The 21,872-nt window shown below is 66.4% G+C and carries 19 protein-coding genes; 12 read left to right on the forward strand and 7 right to left on the reverse strand.

Going from position 1 to position 21,872, the window contains the following annotated elements; genetic code table 11:
- Positions 1–117 precede the first annotated feature (117 nt).
- The 3 genes from Pla123a_RS23870 to Pla123a_RS23880 all read right to left on the reverse strand — a co-directional run bounded on the left by Pla123a_RS23870 (position 118) and on the right by Pla123a_RS23880 (position 4,174).
- Positions 118–1,479 carry an ABC transporter permease gene (locus Pla123a_RS23870; protein ID WP_146591778.1) on the reverse strand — a complete coding sequence of 454 codons (1,362 nt, stop codon included), beginning with the start codon at positions 1,477–1,479 and terminating at the stop codon, positions 118–120.
- Positions 1,480–1,544: 65 nt separating this feature from the next.
- Entirely contained in the window at positions 1,545–2,267 is a 723-nt protein-coding gene (locus Pla123a_RS23875; RefSeq protein WP_146591780.1) for an ABC transporter ATP-binding protein, read from the reverse strand.
- 539 nt (positions 2,268–2,806) lie between these two features.
- A complete protein-coding gene (locus Pla123a_RS23880; RefSeq protein ID WP_146591782.1) occupies positions 2,807–4,174 on the reverse strand; it encodes a hypothetical protein in 1,368 nt (455 codons plus the stop codon).
- Positions 4,175–4,817: 643 nt separating this feature from the next.
- On the opposite strand from Pla123a_RS23880, the gene Pla123a_RS23885 reads away from it, so the two are divergent.
- The 4 genes from Pla123a_RS23885 (at position 4,818) to Pla123a_RS23900 (ending at position 9,734) form a co-directional block, all read left to right on the forward strand.
- Positions 4,818–6,482, forward strand: a complete 1,665-nt coding sequence (locus tag Pla123a_RS23885) for a sigma-70 family RNA polymerase sigma factor (RefSeq protein ID WP_146591783.1) — start codon at positions 4,818–4,820, stop codon at positions 6,480–6,482.
- A 934-nt stretch (positions 6,483–7,416) separates the two neighbouring features.
- The gene (locus Pla123a_RS23890; protein WP_146591785.1) at positions 7,417–7,758 is read left to right on the forward strand and encodes a hypothetical protein; all 342 of its coding nucleotides are present in this window, start codon (positions 7,417–7,419) and stop codon (positions 7,756–7,758) included.
- A gap of 118 nt (positions 7,759–7,876) precedes the next feature.
- Positions 7,877–8,740: a hypothetical protein gene (locus Pla123a_RS23895; RefSeq protein WP_146591787.1), complete on the forward strand. Its 864-nt coding sequence runs from the start codon at positions 7,877–7,879 to the stop codon at positions 8,738–8,740.
- A 166-nt stretch (positions 8,741–8,906) separates the two neighbouring features.
- The gene (locus tag Pla123a_RS23900; protein ID WP_146591788.1) at positions 8,907–9,734 is read left to right on the forward strand and encodes a hypothetical protein; all 828 of its coding nucleotides are present in this window, start codon (positions 8,907–8,909) and stop codon (positions 9,732–9,734) included.
- A 6-nt stretch (positions 9,735–9,740) separates the two neighbouring features.
- On the opposite strand, the gene Pla123a_RS23905 is transcribed toward Pla123a_RS23900, so the two are convergent.
- Complete coding sequence (locus Pla123a_RS23905; protein WP_146591790.1) at positions 9,741–10,319, reverse strand: sel1 repeat family protein; 579 nt, start codon at positions 10,317–10,319, stop codon at positions 9,741–9,743.
- Between the two features lie 519 nt (positions 10,320–10,838).
- Here Pla123a_RS23905 and Pla123a_RS23910 point away from each other — a divergent pair.
- Positions 10,839–11,168, forward strand: coding sequence for a hypothetical protein (locus tag Pla123a_RS23910; RefSeq protein ID WP_146591791.1), 330 nt, complete (start codon positions 10,839–10,841; stop codon positions 11,166–11,168).
- A 97-nt stretch (positions 11,169–11,265) separates the two neighbouring features.
- Here the strand turns inward: Pla123a_RS23910 and Pla123a_RS23915 are convergent, their stop codons facing one another.
- From Pla123a_RS23915 to Pla123a_RS23925, 3 genes are all read right to left on the reverse strand, one after another.
- Entirely contained in the window at positions 11,266–12,732 is a 1,467-nt protein-coding gene (locus Pla123a_RS23915; protein ID WP_197528251.1) for a tetratricopeptide repeat protein, read from the reverse strand.
- 366 nt (positions 12,733–13,098) lie between these two features.
- Complete coding sequence (locus tag Pla123a_RS23920) at positions 13,099–13,653, reverse strand: hypothetical protein (RefSeq protein ID WP_146591793.1); 555 nt, start codon at positions 13,651–13,653, stop codon at positions 13,099–13,101.
- 165 nt (positions 13,654–13,818) lie between these two features.
- On the reverse strand, positions 13,819–15,525 hold the full coding sequence (locus tag Pla123a_RS23925; protein ID WP_197528252.1) for a S41 family peptidase: 1,707 nt from the start codon (positions 15,523–15,525) through the stop codon (positions 13,819–13,821).
- A gap of 1,084 nt (positions 15,526–16,609) precedes the next feature.
- Here Pla123a_RS23925 and purH point away from each other — a divergent pair.
- The 7 genes from purH to Pla123a_RS23960 all read left to right on the forward strand — a co-directional run bounded on the left by purH (position 16,610) and on the right by Pla123a_RS23960 (position 21,855).
- Complete coding sequence (gene purH, locus Pla123a_RS23930) at positions 16,610–18,187, forward strand: bifunctional phosphoribosylaminoimidazolecarboxamide formyltransferase/IMP cyclohydrolase (RefSeq protein ID WP_146591795.1); 1,578 nt, start codon at positions 16,610–16,612, stop codon at positions 18,185–18,187.
- Positions 18,188–18,292: 105 nt separating this feature from the next.
- Positions 18,293–18,568 (forward strand): hypothetical protein, encoded by a 276-nt coding sequence (locus Pla123a_RS23935; protein ID WP_146591796.1) that lies wholly within the window; start codon positions 18,293–18,295, stop codon positions 18,566–18,568.
- Between the two features lie 3 nt (positions 18,569–18,571).
- Entirely contained in the window at positions 18,572–18,973 is a 402-nt protein-coding gene (locus Pla123a_RS23940) for an HNH endonuclease (RefSeq protein ID WP_146591797.1), read from the forward strand.
- 29 nt (positions 18,974–19,002) lie between these two features.
- Positions 19,003–19,539 (forward strand): RDD family protein, encoded by a 537-nt coding sequence (locus Pla123a_RS23945; protein WP_197528253.1) that lies wholly within the window; start codon positions 19,003–19,005, stop codon positions 19,537–19,539.
- Positions 19,540–19,628: 89 nt separating this feature from the next.
- The gene (locus Pla123a_RS23950) at positions 19,629–20,192 is read left to right on the forward strand and encodes an RDD family protein (RefSeq protein WP_197528254.1); all 564 of its coding nucleotides are present in this window, start codon (positions 19,629–19,631) and stop codon (positions 20,190–20,192) included.
- A 195-nt stretch (positions 20,193–20,387) separates the two neighbouring features.
- The gene (locus tag Pla123a_RS23955) at positions 20,388–21,068 is read left to right on the forward strand and encodes an FHA domain-containing protein (RefSeq protein WP_146591800.1); all 681 of its coding nucleotides are present in this window, start codon (positions 20,388–20,390) and stop codon (positions 21,066–21,068) included.
- Between the two features lie 100 nt (positions 21,069–21,168).
- On the forward strand, positions 21,169–21,855 hold the full coding sequence (locus Pla123a_RS23960; protein WP_146591802.1) for a hypothetical protein: 687 nt from the start codon (positions 21,169–21,171) through the stop codon (positions 21,853–21,855).
- Positions 21,856–21,872 lie beyond the last annotated feature (17 nt).

The following is a 21,872-nucleotide window of genomic DNA, read 5'->3' on the forward strand; positions in this document are numbered from 1 at the left end:
AACCCCAAGCCATCTAATCCCCCTCCGCCGCGGCTAGCCCTTAATCTCCCTCTCCCCCGTGAGTGAGGGAAACTAGCGATTGCCGCTTGGCGACTTGCTCTGGAGGGGAAAGCTCGCCTACCGGGCGCCGCTCAGCGACCGGGCCACATCGGTGCGGTAGGCCGAGATTGCCGGGATCAAACCCGCCAGCGACGCCAGCACCACCAACGCGGGGATAATCTGCAGCTCCAGCGGGTCGAACTCCCAGACCGCCAGCCGCACGCCGGTCGCCTCGACCACGTACGGCGCCGCGGCGCCGACAATCATGTGCCCGAGCGCAATACCCGCCAGGCCGCCGGCGACCGACAGCAGGATCGACTCGAACAGCACGATCAGCATCACGGCCACCCGGCTGGCGCCCAGCGCCCGCATCACGGCGATGTCGTGGCTCCGCTCGCTCATCGAGTTGTAGATGCTCACCAGGATGCTGATGGACGCCACGATGACGATCATGATCGTGAGCACCAGCAGCACGACCTGCACCGGGCCGACGATCTCCTCGAGCAGCTTGGTAACCACACCGCCCGGCGCCACGGCCTGGGCGCTGCGGGTGGCGTCCTTGTTGATGGCGTAGATCAGCGCATTGGAGCCGAACGGGTTTGCGCACAGCACGAGGACCGAGGTCACCTCGCGCAGCTCGGGCGCGAGCGGCTCGACCTCGTTGCCGTCGTTGTCGTAGAGTACCGGCTGCGCGACGACGCCCTTCAGCTCGGCGTCCGCGGCGGGCGGGGGCGGGGTCTCGATCCCCTCGTGCGGCTTGGTGAGCGAGTGGCCCGCCAGCAGGTAGAAGCCCTCGATGTTGACGAACACCGCGCGGTCGTTGGCGGTGCCGGTCGGCTCGAGCACGCCGACCACCTTGAACGGCTCGTGCTTGTCCCCCTCGGCGCTGATGCCGTGGGTTGGGTTGAAGGTGGAGCCAACGTTGAGGCCGGCCTGCGAGGCGACCATCGATCCGACAACTGCCTCGAAGCAGCGGTCGGCTTTGAAGTTCTCGCCGTCGGCAAACTGGTACATCCGCGGCGTGCCGTCGGGGTCCGTGCCGTACTGAATCTTGTCGAACAGGTCGGGCGTCACGCCGACGACGCGGTACAGGCGGCCGTTTGCCTCGTAGCTGTCGCCCAGGCAGTACGGGATCGCGACCGCGGTCAGGTCGGCGTGCGGGCCGTCGGTGAAGTCGCGGTAGTAGGCGTACGGGATCGGGAACAGTGGCGTGCCGACGTGGAACACAGTGCTGAGCACCAGGTCGGTCTTGCTCCCCTTGCCGCTGCCGATGATCAAGTGGTAGCCGGCCGCGTCCTGGTTGAACTGCTTGACCGCGACGCTGTGGATCACGATCACGCAGACCATCACCGCCACGCCAAGCGCCATCGACAGCCCCGTCAGCGACGACGCGAGCCACCGCTGCTGCATGTTCCGCCAGGCGATCGTCCAGAAACTCATTGCGTGATGGTGGTTGGTGGCTAGTGGCTGGCCAAAACTCTCCCCCTACCCGGCAGGGGGAGGGGCTAGGGGAGGGGGTTAGCCCCGCTAGTTGCATCGGTGTGGTGCGCAAGTGAATCCGAGCTGGCGACCACGCGGTTGACCTCTTCGAGCTGCTCGACCCGCTCGAACTGGCCGGAGACCTCCGGCGAGTGGGTCACCAGCAGCATCGCCACGTTCTCGTCGCGGCAGACCTGCCGCAGCAGGTCGACTACCTGCTGCTGGTGGCCCGGGTCGACGTTGGCGGTTGGCTCGTCGGCCAGCAGCAGCACCGGCTGGTTGGCCAGCGCCCGCGCGACCGCGGTCCGCTGCTGCTCGCCGACGCTCATCGCCTGCGGCTTGTGGTGCAGGCGGTGGCCAAGGCCGACCTTCCCCAGCAGCTCCTCTGCCCTGCCCCGGTCCTTGGTCTGGCCGGTGAAGGTCATGCCGAGCATCACGTTCTCCAGCGCCGTGAACGCCGGCAGCAGGTTGAACGTCTGGAACACGAAGCCGAGCTTGCGGGCGCGGAAGCGGTCGCGGCCCGACTCGGGGAGCCTGGTGACCTCGACGCCCGCGATCGAGATCGAGCCGCTGTCGATGGTGGTGAGCCCGCTGATGGCGTTGAGCAGCGTGGTCTTGCCGCAGCCGCTGCGGCCCCGGATCACGACCTGCTCGCCCTCGTTGACCTCAAACCGCGGGACGTCGAGGATCGGCAGCCGTGTGCCGCCGGGCTCCGGGTACGACTTCTTGACGTCGGTCAGCGATAGCATCGGTCGCCAAATAGGGGCAAAAGAGGACAGGCGGGTGTTTGGGGCGGCGTCAGCTGTCTGGTACGCCGGGGCGGGTGGCTCGGTTCAGACCAGTTTGGAACCTTCTACAATCTGGTGGTCCCAGGCTTACACGCTAGCACGCCCAGCTGCCATTCTTCCCCGCCGGCCCCACGGTGGGAAGGCGCCATCGAAATGGCTTGCCAGTAACGAGTTGCGACCGACGCCGCTGAACGCCTCCGCGGCGGATGGCCGATTGGCACACCGCGTGCAATTGCTGTCTTCCGGTAGAAGAGATCGGGCAGTGAGCCAGGCCGGCGTTGGCGGGACCCAAGCAACGCAGGCCAAACAAGCCGCCCACCGAGACACGTTCCCACCGACAGATTCCCTCCCCAGATGAGGCCGTCGAGTCCCCGCAGCTCGGCGGCCTTTCTTATGCGCCGAGCGGGAGGCTACGTCCACAGCGTGACACGCCCGGCATGGGCGTGGGGCCCCGCTGGTGGTTCACCATGCCCATGCTGGGCGCGCCACCCGTGGCCGGATTACTTCTTGTTCGTTGCCTTCTGAGCCACCGCGCTGCCCAGCGGCCGGGCCGCGTCGGCCAGCAGCTTGTCGGCGTCGGCCACTGCGGCCAGGTCGCCGGCCGCCAGGGTCACCACCAGCGAAACGGTGCGGCCGTCGCCGGGCGAGCGGACCAGGTAGTGCCGGTGCTCTAGCTCGATGTCGTCGACTTTGCCGCGGGCGATCACGCCCAGGCAGCCGCAGCCGGCCTGGTTGGTCCACTCGCCGGCCGAGATCAGCTCGCTGAACGCCCCGCCGATCGAGGATCGCACGTCGGCCTCAAACTGCTTGAGCGACGGCTCGACGCCTGCTTTGGACGGCAGCCGGGTGATGGTGGCCTGGGCCACCAGGGCGCCCTCGTGCATCCGCCGCAGCGAGACCCGCGGACCCCCGGCCGAGGCGACGAACCACGAGCGGTCGTGCTGGAACTCGAACCCCAGGTCCTGCGAGGGAAGCACCAGGTTGGCGTCGGTCTGACCCTTGGCGGCCGCCAGCGCGTCCGCGATCAGGAACTCGGGCTTGCTGATCGGGTCCCGCTTGATGTTGATTTTCGCGACGCCGACAAAGCCGGGCGTGGCCGGGCCGAGCGAGCGTTTTTCCTTGATCGCCAGGTTCAGCCGCGTCACGCAGCTGGCGTGGCGGTCGAACAGGCCCAGGCCGCGGATGTCGAACTCGGTCGTGGCGCCCTCGACCTCGCCGTGCACCACCCCGGCGACCTGGAACTTCACGTAGCCGGCGGTCCCCTCGTCGATGACGTTGGAAATCTCGCAGACCGACACCGAGTCGAGCCCCAGCAGGGCGCCCATCACTTCGCCGTCGACCGCCCAGGCCTTGCCCTCGGGGAGCGACTCGCCCGGCAGCAGACCGTCGAGGAACGGCGTGCCGCCGACCACGTCGATCAGGTCGAGCTGCTCTCGGGTGAGCGGCCCGTTCGGGCAGGCCAACTTGACGCCCTGGGGTGTCTGCTCGGCGACCACCAGGCGGCGGCCATCGGTCAGGTTGGGCGTTTTGCCGCCATCGCCTACCTTGATGGTCGCCATCGCGACGCTGTAGTGGCGGGCGGTCTGTTTCTCGGCGAGCGGCGCCTCCTCGTAGGCCAACCGGCCCTCGACGCTCATCGGCAGCTTGCGGACCGGGCCCTCGGCCTGCTCCTCACCCTCCTTCTGAGTGGCGGGCGCGGCGTCGAGGTCCCGCACGGTCAGGTCCCCACCGACCTTCAGCTGCACCTCGACCTGGTAGGCCTGGCCGGCCTTGGCCGAGGGCGTCAGGTTGTATTCGGCAGCGTCAGTGGCGGCCGCAGTCAGGCCGCACAGCGTCGCGAGCAGGGCGGCGGTCAGGGAGCGGGGCATCAAGAACCTCGTGTTCGCTGAGAAGGAGTACCGTTTCGGACGGACGTGCTGGATTTGATAAATCGTCCACAAGCGGTGGAAGAATTCATGGGAAAGCCGCTGCGGGCGGGCGGAGAGGGGCAAATCCTCCCCGAAAGTAAGCGCGCTAACCCTCTGCCAGACACGGGCATCCGATTTAGGGTGTTGGTCTAAGTCTATAATATGGTAGGGTTTAGGTGTGGTGTTTGGGGTGCGCTGCGAGGGCGTGTGGGCGGTCGGTTTAATGAACCAGTGAACTTTCTCTCGACCCCACGCGACTTACCTGCGTACAACAAATGCCGCCTCGCCCCGCTAGCAGACTTGACCCAAAGGGTCGGCCAGTTAGGGCGTCCCAAGCGTTTGGGCGCCATTCGTGCTAGCACTTGGATAGGCGGCAGCTGAGCTTGCGTTATTCAACGCCGTGGGCCGTGTCGCCCCGGCGGAGGAGCGGGCCGGCCCGCCCAATTGGCGTGGCCCCCGCAGGGAACCGAACGCTCTGGCAGCAGAAATGCTGAGAGCATGGCAAGCACTGGAGGGACGCGGCGAATACACGAGATTGACGGTAAGGAGACCGGCGTTGGTAGGCCGACGCTGGTAGACCGAACCCGAGAAGAAGGCCCACGCCATGCAACGCGCATACACCCATTCCATCCTGGACCAATTCCGCGATCAGCAGGTGCGCTATGCGCCCCGCGAGAAGCGGATCGAGCAGATCGAGGCCGCCGAGCGTCTGGTTGCGGAGATCGATCCGGCCAAAAAGTACCCGTTCGACTTCGTGTTCTTCCGGATTACCGGCTACCGCCCGGCCGAGGACAGCTTCGTCAAGATCGTCGGCGAGGAGCTGCTGCACGACCTGCGGCTGTTCATCGAGGACCTGTCGGACGCCACCGACCTGCCGGCCGACGCCATGGGCGAGCCGGTGCTGACGGTCGACCAGGTCGCCGAGCAGTTCAACGTCTCAACCAAAACGATCAGCCGCTGGCGCGAGCAGGGCCTCGTGAGCCGCCGGTTCGTGTTCGACGGCCGCAAGCGGGTCGGCTTCCTGCGGAGCAGCGTCGACCGCTTCGTGCAGTCCAACCGCGACCGCGTTGAGCGGGGCGCCCGCTTTAGCCAGCTCTCCGACGAGCAGCGCAACGAGATCCTCGAGCAGGCCCGCCGCCTCGCGTCCGACGGCAGCTGCCAGGCCGAGGTGTCGCGGCAGCTGGCCCGCCGCTCGGGCCGCAGCGTCGAGACCATCCGCGCCGCGCTCAAGCAGTTCGACCAGAAGCACCCCGACCTGGCGATCTTCCCCGACGTGAAGGGCCCCCTGAAGGACTCGCAGCGGGCGAAGATCTACCGCGACTTCCGCCGCGGCGTGTCGGTCGACAAACTCACCAAACGCTACGGCCGCACCAAGACCACCGTCTACCGCGTGATCAGCGAGGTCCGCGCGCAGCGGATCATGGAGCTCGAGCTCGACTACATACCCAACCCGCGGTTCACCCGCAAGGGCGCCGACAACGCGTGCCTGGGCGAGATGCCCGACTCCGACCAGCCGACCAAGAAGGTGCGTCGCCCGTCGGACCTGCCGCCGTACCTGGCTAGCCTGTACGAGATGCCGCTGCTGACCCGCGAGCAGGAGGGGCACGTCTTCCGCAAGTACAACTACCTGAAGCACAAGGCGGCCAAGCTCCGCGATCAACTCGACCTCGAGCGACCCAAGTCGGCCCTGATGGACGAGATCGAGCAGCTGGCCGAGCAGGCGGTCGAGGTCAAGAACCAGATCGCCCGCTGCAACCTGCGGCTGGTGGTGTCGATCGCCAAGCGGCACGTGTCGGCGGACCAGAACTTCTTCGAGCTGGTGTCCGACGGCAATATGTCGCTGCTCCGCGCGATCGAGAAGTTCGACTTCGCCCGCGGCAACAAGTTCAGCACCTACGCCAGCTGGGCGATCATGAAGAACTTCGCCCGGACGATCCCCGGCGAGTTCAAGCACCGCGACCGCTTCCGCACCAGCCACGACGAGCTGTTCGCGGCGACCGAGGAGTCGCGCGACAACCCGATGATCCACGAGACGGCCCAGAAGGACCGTGAGGCGAAGATCACGCGTCTGCTGCGGAAGCTCGACGAGCGCGAGCAGCAGATCGTCAGCTCGCGTTTCGGCCTGGACCACTCGAAAGAGCCGCTCACGCTCAAAGAGGTCGGCGCCGAGATGGGCGTCACCAAGGAGCGGATCCGCCAGATCGAGGTCCGGGCGCTGAACAAGCTCCGCGCCGCCGCGAAGGAAGAGAAGATCTCGCTGGAGATCTGATCGTCCGAGATTGAATGCCAATGTTCCCAAGGCCCCGTGGTTTCCACGGGGCCTTTTTTCGTGTTTCGGGCAGCCGGTTCTGGGCGATCCTGGGTCAGCGTTTCACGCTCAGCGGGGTCTGCCGCTACAATCCCTACGTATGTCTCATCCACGTTTCAGATTGTTCTGCGGGTGCATTGCCGGCTGTGCGCTCGGGATGCTGCTGGGGCTCTTGGCGGCGTTACAGACTGAGCTACCAGCCCTAGCGATGGTGGCATCGTGTATTCTCCCAACCGCTGGATGCTACGCCGCCGGCCTCAGGCAGCCAAAGATGCTGGCGAAAGTGGCGTTTCTGGCCGCGATTGGTTGGGGGCTCACCTACGCGCTCGAGCCTCAAGTCTCCCAGTCTTGGCTCTCTCACTGGCAGCGAACGGCGGCTTCTCCATTCGCTGGGTATGGCTGGTTCGTTGCCTGCGGCGCGGTGTCTAGCTTGTTGGCGATGGTTGGTGCGGCGTTTGTTCGGCAGGACGAGTTAGGACGTGTGTAGCGTGGCGCCCCCGGCGGCCAACGGCGGTCTCCGCCGACGCGGAACCGATGCCCGAGCATCTCAGCCAATCCACGCGGACTTGTGATAGCAGTCCTTCGGATTGAGGTTTCACCGGCGACGGTTCTCGTGCAAAAATCTCACGAGCATCCACCTCTGGGTTGTTTGTCCGCGTCCGGCGTGTAGCCTCGGTACTCAGCACCCAGTACTCAGAACTTCGAGAAGAGCTTTCCCATGGCCCTGAAGTCTTCGTTGGCGTTAGCGGCGTGCCTCGTCTGTCAGATCTGCGTAGGTGGGGAGCCAGCGGACCCGACGCCAAGCCTGCATGTGGGCGACCCGGTGCTACTAGAACTCACGGGCAAACCGGCGGTAGCTCTACTCAGGCTCCAGGGTTCAAGAGCTTTCGAGGCGGTGAAGAACGAAGAATTTAGATTCTGCGTCCCACTCGAAGGAACGGTCGTGGCCATCGGAAAAGCAGGCGAGGTCCTGTTGCAGCATCAGACGACTCCTCCCCGGGCTACCGAAAAGTCGCGGTTGGTGACGGTCGCTGTCCACATCGATAGCAGCCGAGTAGAGCCAGCATCGGCGTACGGCCCCGTCGATTCACCGGACCGCCTGAAAGGACTGACGGAACTAGCGAAGCAGGTGGGCGAACTGCAAGTGCGGCAATCCAAGCTCCCAAAGGTCCGGCTCGATAGCATGGAGGGGGTGCGTCTCTGCGCCTGGGAGATGGTGGAAGAAGTGGTGGAATAGCCCCCCGTTTATCGCGTTCGAATCGCGGTCTCAATCGTTGCTTCGGCTTCATCACCCGGCGACAATGGGCCGAGGGCAATGAGCTCCATCGCTTACCAACCCATTTGGGAGAGACACGATGTTGCGTACGATCGCCGCGATTGGGTTGGTGCTCTCCTGCGTGACCAGCGCAAGCGGAATGGGGATGGAGTCATTCGGCAACGATTGCCTTTCCGCCCTGAACTACCGCGATTGGCCGGGCGCGATTCCGGTCATCAACAGCAAGCACCGGGTCTACCATCAGTGGGTCAATGGCAACGAGTCGTTCTACTACCAGGGCAGTACGGCCGATCTGAACGACGCGTTGGCTGACTTCGCCCGCATCAAGGCCGACCGCTTGGCCGTTGTGATCCACCCCGGGCCAGGCGAGACGCACTCCTTCAACCAAGAGCGTCAGGTCGAATTCGATTGGCAGCTGCATCTCCTCGGCGGGATCGCCAAGCACATGGCGACGCTTCCCCTCGGCAGTAACGTGTGGGACCCGAACCCGTACCTGCACATCTACCTCGGTGACGGCGTCGAGCTGGACGCCCTGAGGATTCCCGCGGGCGTCGACGTGCTGGAGTTGGCCGACCTGCAGACCCGCTACGCCAAGGCCCTCGAGAGCACAGACCAGTCCGTGCGGGGGTGGACTTGCGGGCGCATCGCCAGCCTCGACCCCTACCGCCGCGAGTCGATGCAGGCTATCGCCCGCATGCTCAACGACAGCGACGACTGGGTCCGTCTCAACGCCGCCGGGGCGCTAGCCACCTTCACTACGTTCTCTGACGAGGCGATCCACGAGCTCGAGGCGGTCGAGACCAACGACGAAAAGCTGCAGGAGCGGATTGATAAATCAATCCAGCAGCTGCGCGACAGCCAGCACGAACCAGATAAGCAGCAGGCATTCCAGCAGCAGCTAGACGCGATCCATGCGTATGTGGAAGCCCTGACAGACCGTTAGCTTGGGGACGCGGCAGGATTGTCTCGTGGCCATTAGTCTCGCGCCCGCATGGTGGCGGGCATGCAGCCCCCGGCTGCTAGCAACAACCGGCATCGCGGTGGACCGCTTGTCGGGGAGTGGCTAAAGTCGCCGCCCTTTGCCCGTTTCGAACCGTCGAGCCGCCCGCATGAAACGCCTGACGCAATACGCTGTGCTGTTGCTGCTGGTGGGCGCTGCCGCGTCGGTTGGTCAGACGCAGCAGCTCGAGGAGTTCCGCCAATCCGCGCACACCCCGCAGCCGGAGGAACCGAAGCCCGCCAAGCGGCGGCGGTCTTTCTACGACTGCGAAGATGATCCGTTCGACGACCTCAAGGCGATGGTGGTGTTCGGCGTACTGGCCGCGCCGTACTACCTGCCCTACGCGGCGTTCGACCAGCCGGGCTGCGACCGCTTCGAGAGCTACGCCGCGGAGCAGAGGCAGATCGCCTACAAAGACACCAACTGGTTCTGCAACAGCACCAACGTCGTCGCGTCGGCCCGGGCGCAGGTCGACTACGGGACCGACTTCAGCGGGCTGGAGCAGATCGGCACGAAGCTGCAGGTCGACCTGCCGGTCTGGCGGCTGACGCTCGACGGCTCGATCAGCAGCTACTACGAGCAGCTGGCGGCCGGCGGCGAGGACCACCTTGCTATCGGCGACGCCAACCTGGTGTTCCGCTTCGCGCAGGGCGAGCGGATCGTCTGGCGGAGCGGCGTCGGCATGAACTGGCTGGCCGACACGCACAACGAGGCCGGCTTCAATTTCACCTACGGCCTCGACGCGATGCCGTGGGAGCCGGTGGTGTTCTCGACCGAGATCGACCTCGGCACACTCGGCCACGAGCGCCTGCTGCGCAGCCGCACCACCCTCGGCCTGCAATGGCGAGAGGTCGAGGTCTACACCGGCTACGAGTACGTCGAGGCCGGCTCGGCCGGCCTGTCGACCATGCTGTTCGGCGTGCGTGGGTGGTGGTAGTCGGGGCTACACTCGCTTCGGGTGTCGGGCACTCGGCGTGGGTCGTCGGTAGCGACAAAACGCCCGCGTCTGGCGGTGCACCGGGCAGCGGTCAGCTCGGCCTAGATCCACCGCCAACCACCGCCGGCAGCAGCAAAATCGCCGTGGTGCGCCGCCTGCCAGCAGCACGTCGAGGAGGGCGCCGGCCTGGGGGTAGTCCTTGTCGGCGTTTGCTTGGATGAGCAAGAAGATCGCGTCGTTCCGCGAGCCAGGGACGTGCCTCAGCAGCAGCGTCGCGAGGTGGTAGCAAGCCTCCTCGCGACTGTAGGGCGTGATGGATGGCGAATCGATCGCGAGTCGATAGGCATGCCGAGCCGCGGCGACCTCTCGCCGGACGCCTAATTGGTGATGCAGGCAGTAGGCGACCTCAAGCAGGTGGTCGCCGTCGCCGTTGGCGGCCGCTCGGACCCACCAGCGGTAGGCCAGCTCGGGGCGGCCGAGAATGCGGCACTCGGCGGCGATGTTGTTGGCGGCGTAACCGTGGCCGCCCCGAGCCTTCCGGACCAGCCGGGCGAAGCGAGCATAGCTGTGTGGGCGGGTGGGCATGATCGGGCAAGCAGGGCTGAGTGGCCGGCAAGCGATCGCAACATGGCGAATGTGGCAGGCGGCGAAACCAGACACCCGCTGGTTGGAAAAGGTTCGAGGTGAGCCGTAAGGACCAGCATTCATAGCCGGCGTTTTGTGGTGGCTATCCGCCAATGGGGCACAAGTAGCAGCAGGCATGGAACCTGCGATCGATCATGGTGCAATACCTCAGCGCAGCCGCTGCGAGTATTGTCAACGTAGTTCCCAGTAAATTGCGGTGACTAGCGGACGCGAGGTATGCAAAGTATTCGGCAAGGGAGGATTCAGTTCGGCCTCATGCCGATGTTTGCCGGATTCACTCTTGCCGCTGTAGCGGCGGCAAACTGGATAGACATAGCCTACTTCTTGAGTGAGCACGTCGCCGCTATGGCGCCGTTCATTTCAGCGGTCGTCTACGCACTAACTTGCAGCCTACACGGACGTAGCGAAGTCAGTACCGGAACGTGGTGTCGTCCATGGGCGACGGGGATAGCTATTTCCGTGGCGGTCTTGCTGCTGGGCGTCGCGTTGGTGTTTCGGCTTCGGTGGGGCACGCCCTGGGGCGATGCAGGCTGGCCGCGTCCCTTCCCCTACCCCGACTCCGCACTTGATGCGCTGCACGACTGGTGGGACAAGCGGAATCCTCCCCCGCCCGGCTCGTTCAAGTACCACGGCGAGTACTACACGATTCTGCTCTTCCTGGATCTCACGGTCGTCTCAGTGTCTGCGCTGCTCGGTGTGACGCTCGGAGTCGTTCTGCCGTTGAAGCGATTTATGAAGGGTACTGGGCAAGAGGCCGGCGAAGCGCCCTGCGCGGTCGCCAGCGACTGAGGAAGTCCGTTGCGCTACAAGCAAAGCATGAACCAACAAAAAAGGCCCCGCGGATCCCGCGGGGCCTTTTTCGTTTCTCGTTGAGTCGCCGGTTGGCTTACTGGCTGACCTGGTTGCTCAGCTCGTTGCCGCGGGCGCGGAAGTCGGCGGCGACGTCCGAGCGGCCGATGGCGTCGAGTTCGTCGGCCAGCTTCAGGTAGGCGGGGGCGAGCTGGTCGTCGAAGTCGACCGCCGTGGCGAGCGACTTCACCGCCTTGTCGTGCTTGCCCTGCAGGGCGTACGCGACGCCGCGGAAGTAGTAGTGCTGGCCGTTGGTCGGCTGCAGGCGGATGGCGTCGTTGAAGTCGGCGATGGCCCGCTCGTACTCGCCGAGCTGCACGTAGACCAGGCCGCGGTTGACGTAGGCGTCGGTGTAGCGGTCGCTGACGGCCAGGGCCTGGGCATACGACTTCAGGGCCTCGTAGTACTCGCCCAGCTGGGCATAGACGCGGCCCTTCCACAGCGCGGAGTGCGGCGTGGCGAAGTCGATGCTGGCCGCCTTGTCGAAGTCGTCGATCGCCATCCGCTCCTCGCCCATGTGGAAGAAGCAGATGCCGCGGCGGAAGTACGCCTGTGCCAGCCCGGGGTTGAGGTCGATCGCTTCGGTGAACGAGCCGACCGCGGAGGCCAGGTCGCCCAGCTGACGCTCGGCCACGCCGCGGCTGAACAGGGCGGAAGCCTTGGCGGCGGCCAGCTGCGGGCGGTCCGGCAGGGCGTCGAGCAGCCGCTGGCTCTCGTCGAGCTTCTCCTGGAACAGGCGACGCTGCTCCTCGGGGTCTTCACTTTCCTTGGCGGCCTCCTCAAGCATCGCGGCCCGCTGGAGCTGGCCCTCGACGTACGGCAGGTCGGAGTCCTCTTCGGGTTCGTAGTTCTCGATCGCCTTGCGGTAGGCCTCGGCTCCGGCGGCCCAGTCTTCCTGGATCGCGGCGATCATGCCCTGCAGGGCGTAGACCTCGTAGTCCTTGTCGTCGATGGCGAGGGCGGCCTGGATGTCCGCGTTGGCGTCCTCGAACTTGCCGCTCTGGGCGTAGGTCTGGGCCCGCAGGCGGTAGGCCTCGGCGTTCTTCTCGGGGTCGTCGACGCCGGCCTCGATCCACTTGTCGAGGGCCTTGCGTCCTTGATCGGGGGCCCCGGCCAGGGCGTAGACCTTGCCGAGGTTGAACTGGTACAGCGGGTTGTTGGAGTCGGACTCGACGGCCTCTTCAAAGTCGGCCAGGGCGTCGCCGAGGGCGCCCATCTCGAGGTAGATCTCGCCGCTCAGGTTGCTCGCGGCGGCCAGCATGGCCGGGTCGCGCGACTGGTTGTACTGGCGGAAGTTCTTCAGGTCTTCCTGGGCCTTGGCGTATTCCTTGAGCTCTTTGCGGGCGGTGGCGCGGCCGATGTAGCCGGGCCCCGAAGCGCCGCCGCTGGCGGTGATCGCCTCGCTGAAGGTTGCGGCGGCCTCCTCGTACTCTTCGGCCTCGAGTTGCTGCTGCCCCTGCTCGAGCATGGCGTTGTACTTCTCGAGGGCCTCTTCCTGGGACATCTGGGCCCAAGCCGGCGCAGGCAGCAGGCAGCACGAGAGCAGGCAGCACGTGACTAGCGCAGCGAGAGAGCGAAAGCGATAGGAGCGATGAATCATGGTCCGGCAGCCCGTGTTACATGAGAGTCAGGGTGTGGCTCGCCGGGGCATCACGGGGGAGACCGCCGGCCGCGCTTCGCGCAGAGCTACAGGCCATCGTACCACCGGGCTCCGGTCGCGCCCCTCAGATTGCGGGGGCGAACCAGCTTTTCCAGGGTGTGGATGCACCGGTTGCGCCAGGCCCGCGGGGCGGCGCTGATTGCAGCAGTTGACAGGCTCTGCCCGGGCTCCCCGCGGTGGGTTGCCGCGCGGGGCCGGTCGTGCCGGGCGTTACGGTTTTAGGACCGGCGAGGGCTCTTCGCCCTTGAGGGCGGGCACGGCGAAGCGGGTGTACGGCTTGGCGGTGCGGCTGTACTCGGCGGCGAAGGCCTCGGCGTCCTCGGCGGTGAAGTCGCGTTCGATCGTCCGCCGGTAGCCGGCGTGCTCGTAGATGTGCACGACGTAGTTGGCCTCGGGCTTGGGCGGCTCCTCGGGTTTCGACTCCGTGGGCTTCGCGTCCTCGGGCGTCGGCTCGTTGGGCACCTCGGCCTGCGGCGACGCCTCCTCTGCGGGTTCGTCGTCGGTCGGGTCGTCGGACTCGGGATCGTCCTGCTGCTTGACCTTCTTCTTGGCCCTCTTCTTCTTGGGCGCCTTCTTGGCGGCCTTCTTCTTGGGGCCGTCCTTCGACTCGGCGGCCGTCTTGCGGGCCGGCTTCTTGGCGGTCTTCTTCTTCTTAGGGGCGGGCGCCTCTTCTTCGTCGAGGTCGTCATCGTCGTCGTCGACGTCAACGAATTCGAAATCGTCGTCGTAGAGGTCGTCGTCGTCTTCTTGGCGAGGCGCCGGCATGTTGGATTCCGCTGCAGTGATTCGAAGGGGGGCGGCAAAGAAGCAAGGGGCGGGCCGAGAATGGCCGCCGAGCCGCACTGCCCCCCAGTATCCAGCCCCGCGGAAGCCGCGTCAATGCGGGGGGCCCGCCCAGTTGGGCCCGCGGAAAGCCGGGCCGCCGGCCCGCTACCGCATCGCCACCTGGATCTTGGCCGCCTCGACGGCCCGGGTGAGGGCCGCGTCGCTGTTTTCAGAACGCCCTTCGGTCAAGCTCGTAGCTCGTCGCACGACGATATCGGGATTAACCCCGACTTTGCTGATTGGATGACCGAGGGGCGAAAAGAACTTAGCGGTCGTCAGGCGGATCCCAGCCCCACCTTGTCCCAGGGAGAAAATCCCCTGCACCGAACCCTTGCCGAAAGACCGCTCTCCGACAATGGCGCCGCGATTCGAGTCTTTGATCGCCGCGGCAAATATCTCGCTAGCACTGGCGCTGTCGCCGTCGATCAGCACCACCAGCGGCACCCGCCAGGTGCCGGCCCGGTGGGCCCGGAAGTCGATGGTCTCGCCCTCGCTCCGGCCGCTGGTCGAAACGATCCGACCCTCGGCGACAAACTTGTCCGCCATCTCGACGCTCGAGGTCAGCAGGCCGCCCGGGTTGCCCCGCAGGTCGAGGATCAGGCTCCGCATCCCCTTGCCGTGCAGGTCCCACAGGGCGGCGTCGAGGTCGCGGCTGGTTGACTTCTGGAACACCGGCACGCGGACATAGGCGACCCCGTACTGCGGGTCGAGGATCCGCACGTCCTCGAGGCTCGGCACGTCGACGTGCTCACGCCGCACCGACAGGTCGCGGGTCACGGTCGGCTCGCCCATCCAGCTCGACAGCCGGCCTTCGGTCGGCCGGGCCACGACGTGGGCCTCCTCTCGCGGCGAGACCACCGTCACGCGGCAGTACGAGCCCTCTTCGCCCGTCAGCAGACCGGCGGCCTCGTCGGTGCTGAGCTCGGCGGTGGCCTGCCCGTCGACCGCGACAATGCGGTCGCCGTCGTGGATGCCGCCCCGCTCGGCCGGGCTGTTGGGGATCACGCGGACGATCAGGAGGGCGCCGTTGTCTGGCTTCAGCTCAACGCCGAGGCCGACAAAGTTGCCCTCGATCTGCGAGTAGACGTCCCGCAGCTGGGCGGGAGTCAGGAACGATGAATAGTGGTCGAGCGTCTCGGCGGCCGCGGCGGTGAACTCCAGCGAGGTCGCGACCGGGTTCAGGCCGATCCGGTAAGAGGCCAGGCGGGCCGCCTGCTGCTGGGCGGCCAACGCCCCTTGGCTGCTGTTGGTGAGGGCGCCCGAGCCGAGCTGACGCAGCTCTTCATCGAGCTGCGAGACCTGCTTCGAGCTGGCCCGCACGCCGTTGGCGCGGAGGAACTGCGGCTCCTGCAACGCGATCCGCAGGCCGTAGATGCCCTTGCGGGCGGCGGCGTCCCACTGGGGGGTCGTGACGTAGTGGGTTTCCATCTTGCTGAGCAGCTCGCGGTACAGGCCCTCGGCCTGCTGGCTGCTGAGCTCGTGGACCGAGTCGACAAAGCTGTCGTCGGTGTACCGACGCTCGAGGCTGAAGTGCATGCGGGCGGTGACAAACCGCTGCCGGAGCGAGGCGTCCGACGGGTGCTCGCGGAGGGCGTCCTCGTAGAAGGCGAGGGCGTCGCCCCACCGCTTCTGGCTCTCGAGCTCGCGCCCCTTGGCGAGGAGCGTGGCGGCCGAGGGGCCGGCCGGGGCTTCGACGACCGGCGACGCGGACTGGGCCCGGGCGATCGACGGCATGGCGCCCGAGGTCAGAACGCCAGCGACCACGGTTGCGAGCAGGCAGCGTTGCAGCAAGTCAGCGACCCGATTCAGCATGCTTCGTTCCATCTTCTCTAGGGGCCCGCGGCGTCCGGCAGGTTGACCGAGTTCCGTTTCACTCCCCGTACCCGTCTGCCACCCCGTTGGGAGGCCCCGAAGGTCGGGTCGTGCGGCCCAGCGACGACTGTGAGGGTTGTCGCTGCCAGGCCAGGCGCTCGCTGCGGCAAAAGAGCTGCGGGCACAGGCGAATATAGGTCACAGAATCGCGCCGGTCAAAAAACGGGAGCGAGAGTTTTTGCACGTTCCCCGGCGGCCGCGTGGCGCGACCCGCACATCACGGCCATCCCGGAGGTCCGGCGCGCCGGGCGCTCGGTGTCTAGGGGTTGGCTGTGTGGTGCGGCTCGTTACGGACAACCACCTGTGACGATTTGGTGGCGTCGGCTGAGAGGCGTCGGCTGCGGCCGGCGGCGCTTGGGGCGCCGCGGAAGAGAACGCGGACCTGGTGGTTGGCGTCGTGCCGTAAGAACCCGGAGAGTCGTGTCCCCGGTCGGTTGAGCTTGTCCGTTTGATTGGACACCCCCATTACGGGAATGGCTCGCGGTCGGTTCGCCTTTTCTGACAAGTCTGGTTCGGCCCCGCCCTGCCCCGCTCTGCCGGGCCAGGCAACCCGCCACCCGGGTGGCCTGCTAGGGCCCGTTGGGGGCGCCGTGCAGGCGTCATTGAAAGGGGCCAGTCGGGAGGTCGTCGGGAGGTCGCCGAGGACTAGCCGAGGCGTCACCGCGCGGTGCGGCGTCAGTGTGAACGCCGGCCGGGCAGCCGATGAGTGGGGGGCGATCAAGTCGCCGCCGCCGGGCATCGCGGCCGAGTAGAAAAGCCAGGCCGGCGCACGAAAATAGCCGCCCCTTTCAGCCGCCGCGGTTTAGGAGGGGGAGGACTTTGGACCGCGGCGGTAAGTTGAAAGGGGCGGCCTGAGGTGCTATCGTGCCGCGCTTGCAGCGTAGTGATTTCGTTCGCAGGAGGCCTTGCGGCCTGTTTGTTCTACGCCCGCATTGCTAGAGGGTTCGCAACCGCCGCCCGGTTTCTTGCACCAGGTGCGAAACCCCGCACAAAAAGTCGCAACGAGGAAGCCAGAAGGAATACTGTGGAATCGCCAAAGATCAAGCGGGCGCTAATCAGCGTTAGCGACAAATCCGGGCTTGCCCAATTTGCCAAGAGCCTGGCCGACCACGGCGTCGAGCTGTGCAGCACCGGCGGCTCGCGCAAGGCGCTCGAGGACGCCGGCATCCCGGTCCGCGACGTCACCGACTACACCGGCTTCCCCGAGATGATGGACGGCCGTCTCAAGACGCTGCACCCCAAGGTGCACGGCGGCATCCTGCAGCGGCGTGACAACGAGTCCGACGTCGCCGCGGCCGAGGAGCACGGCATCCTGCCGTTCGAGCTGGTGGTGGTGAACCTCTACCCGTTCCGCGAGACCATCGCCCGGCCCGACGTCACCGTCGACGAGGCGATCGAGAAGATCGACATCGGCGGCCCGACCATGGTCCGCGCCGCGGCCAAGAACCACGCGTTCGTCACGATCGCCTCGAACCCCGGCCAGTACGACCGCATCCTCGCCGAGGTTCAGGCGACCGGCGCTACCACGCCCGAACTCCGCCGCGCGCTCGCCGGCGAGGCGTTCGCCCACACCGCCGAGTACGACACGGCCATCGCCGGCTACTTCGCCAAGCTGGCCGCCGCCGAGGGCGACGACCTCACGCCGGCCGAGCTGAGCATCACGGTCACCAAGAAGTGCCCGCTCCGCTACGGCGAGAACCCCCACCAGTCGGCCGCGCTGTACGTCAACGCCGACGCCGGGCCGACCTCGCTGGTCAACGCCGAGCAGCTCAACGGCAAGGAACTCAGCTACAACAACCTGCTGGACCTCGACGCCGCGCTCGGCGTCGCGCGGTCGCTGCCCGTGCCCGGCGTGGCCGTGCTGAAGCACAACAACCCGTGCGGCGCGGCGACCGCCCTCAGCGTCGGCGACGCCACCCGCAAGGCGTGGGACGGCGACCCGGTCAGCGCGTTCGGCTCGATCCTGGGCTACAACACGACGGTCGACGCGGCCTCGGCCGAGTGCCTGGCCGAGCCGGGCAAGTTTGTCGAGGCGATTGTCGCCCCCGACTTCACGACCGAGGCGATCGAGATCCTCACCACCAAGCCGAAGTGGCGGGCCAACGTGCGGCTGCTGAAGGTCGGCGAGGTGAAGCCGGGCGGCGGCGAGCTGCAGCTCCGCGCGATCGACGGCGGCTACCTCGCCCAGGCGGCCGACGACATGGCCGACGACGAGTCCGAGTGGAAGGTCGTCACCGAGACGCAGCCCTCCGACGCGCAGCTGGCCGAGCTCCGCTTCGCCTGGGCCGCCTGCCGGCACGTGAAGAGCAACGCCATCGTGCTCAGCCAGGACAACGCCCTGGTGGGCGTGGGCGCCGGCCAGATGAGCCGCGTCGACTCGGTCGAGATCTCGATCAAGAAGGCGGGCGACCGGGTGATCGGCGCGGTCATGGCGAGTGACGCCTTCTTCCCGTTCGACGACTCGATCCACACCGCGGCCGCCGCCGGCGTCAAGGCGTTCATCCAGCCCGGCGGCTCCCGCAACGACGACCAGGTCATCGCCGCCTGCAACAAGCACGGCCTGCCAATGGTGTTCACCGGGACGCGGCACTTTAGGCACTAGGCCGCGACGCCCCGCTAGGGCTAGCAGCCGGCGAGCTACACCTCGCCGGCAAGCGGCGCCGCACTTCTGTTGCCGCCCGCCCGAGCGGGGTGGTAGGATGCGCCTATGAACATCCGCTTGGATACCTCGGTGGTCGCAGGAGCACTCTCGCCGCTGGTCTCGTCGTTCGACGCGGCCGCGCTGCAGAGCCTCGTGGCGTTCCGCGCCGACGATGCGACGCAGCGGCGGTTCGACGAGCTCGCCGAGAAGGCGAGCGACGGCACACTTTCAGCGGCCGAGCAGAGCGCCTACCACTCGATGGTCGGCGCCTCGACCGTGGTGGCCGTCATGCAGGCCGAGGCTGAGAAGTTACTATCGCAGTCCCCGCCTAGCCGGGGCTAAGCGGTGCCTCCCACTTCCGACCTTCGCGCTCTGGTCATCGTGCGGGCAGGCAACCGCTGCGAGTACTGCACGGTTCACCAGGACCACGACCGCATGCTGCGTTTCCCGGTTGACCGGATCATCGCCGGTCAGCACCGGGGCGAGTACACCGAGGAGAACACTGCGTTAGCGTGCCCCTACTGCAACGGCAAGAAGGGGCCGAACATCGCAAGCGTTGTGCCAGGAACTCAGGGACCGCCTGTGGCCTTGTTCAATCCTCGCACCGAGCGTTGGGCCGACCACTTCGCTTTCGAGGGGGCTCGGGTCGTCGGGCTTACCTCTACCGGCGAGGCGACGGCAAGCCTCCTTGCTATGAACGCCGAGGAGAGGTTAGAGCTACGCTCAGCACGCGGCTACGGCGCCTGATCCCCGTCGAGGGCCTCCCGAGGATGCGAGTGACGCAGAACCCTTATCAGTCGCCGGAGACCGATGAAGGACCAACGCGGTCTGTTCCTGAAGTCGACGGCCATCCGCTCGCCGGTCGCCGGGCCCGGCTCGAGTCCGCCGTCATCGACTGGTTCGCGGCGCAGTTTCTCGCGGCGCCGCTGGCGTTCAGTCCGGTTTTTCCGCTCTTCGGGCTGCCGCTTGCGGAGCAGCCGGATGCGTTCTCGAGCTGGATGCTGTGGGCGATCTTCGCCTTGTGGTGCCTTTCGTCGCTTGCCACGTACTGCGCGCTCAACTACCGCTCACTAGAGCGCAGTAGCCAGACGCTCGGCATGCGGTGGAAGCGGCTGAAATTTGTTTCGCGAGACGGTTCGCCGGTGACCGTCGGTCAGATCCTGATACGCCGCACCGCCCTGCTCTGGCCGCTGTACTTCGTCCCTGGTTTCAATGCCTTGTTTGCGTTCTACAGCCTCGGTCTGGCATTGCGAGAGTCTCGTTACTCGCTGCACGACGACATCGCCGCCACGGCGGTGGTGCTGGCCGATTGAATTATTGGGATGCGTGGCTGTTGCGGTGAAATGCAGCGGCTAGAATGTCGTCAGCTCTCGCAGTCATCCTAGCCGGAAAGATCTCCCCAATGCCCGACGCCCCGAACCCCTACGCCTCGCCGCTGTCGGAAGACGCCGAGTCGGGCGACCAGCGGGAATACATGTTCGGTAGCCGGCTCGCGGGCCGCGGGCAGCGGCTCGTGGCGATCATCATCGACGGCATTGTGCTCAACATCGTCATGCTGCCGGCGTACTACCTGTTCAAGATCGGGTTCTTTCAGGCCCCGCCAGCAAACCCCGAAGAATTCAATCCGCTGAACGTCTGGAGTATCTATGCGACGATGTCCCCGTTGCAGCTGGTGCTGACGATCGTGACGCCGGCGGCGGCCTACTTGCTGGTGAACGGCTACCTGCTGAGCGCTAGTGGCCAGACCGTGGGGAAGAAGGCTCTTGGTATCAAGATCGTCCGCAAAGACGGCAGCAAGGCCGAGTTCTCACGGTTGATTCTCCACCGCTACTTCCTGTTGTGGTTTATTGGGTTGATTCCCATCATCGGTATGATCTTCGGTCTCCTCGACCCGCTGATGATCTTCCGCAAGTCCCGCTACTGCCTGCACGACGACATCGCGGACACGGCGGTGGTGCTGGCCTGATTGGGGGGGCGATTTCCCGCCACAAATCGCGAGAAAATGGCCGGTAACTTGCTTCCCAATTCCCGGCGTGTTATAAGCGCAAGTTGAAGTTCACAGGGAAGATAGGGCCGCCGGCCCCGGAAGTCGGCCGCCCCAGGCGGGCCGCCGACGCCCTGTGGGGCCCCCCGGTTGGCGTTGAAGATCCAGCGTAGCTCTATGTCCCGTATTACCCTGCGAGTTCTCGACGGCAGCGACCGGGGCACCGTGTACCAGGATCTCGCCGTGCCGGTCACCATCGGCCGCGAAGAAGGCAACACGGTCCAGCTCAACGACGAACGGATCAGCCGCTTCCACATCAAGATCCAGGACGACCAGGAAAAGGTCGTGCTGACCGATCTGGAGAGCACCAACGGCACCCGCGTCAACGGCGAGGAGACCCAGCTCCGCATCCTCCGCTACGGCGACCTCATCCACGTCGGCCGCTCGGTGCTGCTGTACGGCACCCGCGCACAGATCGCCGCCCGGCTGGAGGAGCTCCGCGCCAACGGGACCCCGATCGCCGAGGACCTCGACCCCGACGAGCTGGCCCGCCGCGCCGAGGACCGCCCCAACGACGAGTCCGAGCTGCAGTGGTCCGAAGAGGAAGAGCTCCGCAGCACGCTGCACATCCCCTCGCCCCCCGACGTGCCGGTCGGCCTCAGCCCGGCCCAGGCCGCCCAGTTCTCCGAGATCCTTGAGTACCTGCACCTGCGGGTCCGGGTGCTGATCCAGGCGGTCGCGGCCCCCAAGGAAGGCGAGGCGGTCGAGGTCACCTTCGAGAACTGGCAGGAGCTGCTCGACGTCCAATCGCTGCTGGCCGAGTACCTCCGCAAGATCGGCGAGCCGGACAGCGAGTGACGTAGCCGATGACCAAGCCGCAGTGACCACACGGCCTCTCGTTCAACGGCCATTGGTCATTCCGGCTTGGTCATTCGACATTATCTTGTAAGCTCTCCGCATGAAGTTCCTGCTCCGGCTAGTCACCGACAACCTCCACCGCTTCTTCACCGGCGCCCTGTTGGGCGGCGGGCTGTTCGCCCTGCTGGTGGGCGGGCTCTGCTACTACCTGGTCAGCGATCAGGCGTACTGGCGGCTGGTCGCGGTCAGCATTTTGGTGTCGATCGGCGTGATGCTAGCCGGCCTGGCGAGCGGCGTACGGCTGGCCGTCACCGAGACCCTTCGCGACTGGGTCAACGCGACCAGTGTCGGGCCGATGCTCAGCAAGGTGATTTTCAAGCAGGCGCTCGGCGTCAGCGACAAGCGGCCCGAGGGCTCCAAGGCCGTGGCCGCCGAGCTCGACGGCGCGACGGTCGGCCAGGCGAAGGAGCGGCTTGCCGAGCACCTCGGCGACCTGTTCGGCGGCGACTCGCTCGACCGCTGGCTCCCCGCTCAGGGACGCTGGATCGCCAAGAAGCTGACCGGCGCCGCCGGCTGGGCAATCACCGAGCGGCTTATCGAGCACATCCCCGGCACCCCGGGCGACCACGCCCGGCTCGACCTGCTCGCCATGCGCGACGGGCTGTCCGACGGGCTGGCCGACAAGGCCGTGACGCTGGTCACCGCCCGGGCGACCGCGGTAGCGATCGCGGCGGTGGGCGTGGCGGCGGTGGTGAACGTGCTGGTCGCCGCGGCGCTATCGGTTTGACGTGGGCGGTTTGAAGT

The sequence above is a fragment of the Posidoniimonas polymericola genome, from assembly GCF_007859935.1.
Taxonomy (GTDB): domain Bacteria; phylum Planctomycetota; class Planctomycetia; order Pirellulales; family Lacipirellulaceae; genus Posidoniimonas; species Posidoniimonas polymericola.

Bases quoted from the DNA above. Each gene is read 5' to 3' on its own strand.
- Pla123a_RS23955 (WP_146591800.1), top strand. From the start codon at position 20,388: ATGTCCCGTATTACCCTGCGAGTTCTCGACGGCAGCGACCGGGGCACC.
- Pla123a_RS23875 (WP_146591780.1), bottom strand. From the start codon at position 2,267: ATGCTATCGCTGACCGACGTCAAGAAGTCGTACCCGGAGCCCGGCGGC.
- Pla123a_RS23950 (WP_197528254.1), top strand. From the start codon at position 19,629: ATGCCCGACGCCCCGAACCCCTACGCCTCGCCGCTGTCGGAAGACGCC.
- Pla123a_RS23885 (WP_146591783.1), top strand. From the start codon at position 4,818: ATGCAACGCGCATACACCCATTCCATCCTGGACCAATTCCGCGATCAG.
- Pla123a_RS23935 (WP_146591796.1), top strand. From the start codon at position 18,293: ATGAACATCCGCTTGGATACCTCGGTGGTCGCAGGAGCACTCTCGCCG.
- Pla123a_RS23925 (WP_197528252.1), bottom strand. From the start codon at position 15,525: ATGCTGAATCGGGTCGCTGACTTGCTGCAACGCTGCCTGCTCGCAACC.
- Pla123a_RS23870 (WP_146591778.1), bottom strand. From the start codon at position 1,479: ATGAGTTTCTGGACGATCGCCTGGCGGAACATGCAGCAGCGGTGGCTC.
- Pla123a_RS23920 (WP_146591793.1), bottom strand. From the start codon at position 13,653: ATGCCGGCGCCTCGCCAAGAAGACGACGACGACCTCTACGACGACGAT.
- Pla123a_RS23905 (WP_146591790.1), bottom strand. From the start codon at position 10,319: ATGCCCACCCGCCCACACAGCTATGCTCGCTTCGCCCGGCTGGTCCGG.
- Pla123a_RS23880 (WP_146591782.1), bottom strand. From the start codon at position 4,174: ATGCCCCGCTCCCTGACCGCCGCCCTGCTCGCGACGCTGTGCGGCCTG.
- Pla123a_RS23915 (WP_197528251.1), bottom strand. From the start codon at position 12,732: ATGTCCCAGGAAGAGGCCCTCGAGAAGTACAACGCCATGCTCGAGCAG.
- Pla123a_RS23960 (WP_146591802.1), top strand. From the start codon at position 21,169: ATGAAGTTCCTGCTCCGGCTAGTCACCGACAACCTCCACCGCTTCTTC.
- Pla123a_RS23900 (WP_146591788.1), top strand. From the start codon at position 8,907: ATGAAACGCCTGACGCAATACGCTGTGCTGTTGCTGCTGGTGGGCGCT.
- Pla123a_RS23895 (WP_146591787.1), top strand. From the start codon at position 7,877: ATGTTGCGTACGATCGCCGCGATTGGGTTGGTGCTCTCCTGCGTGACC.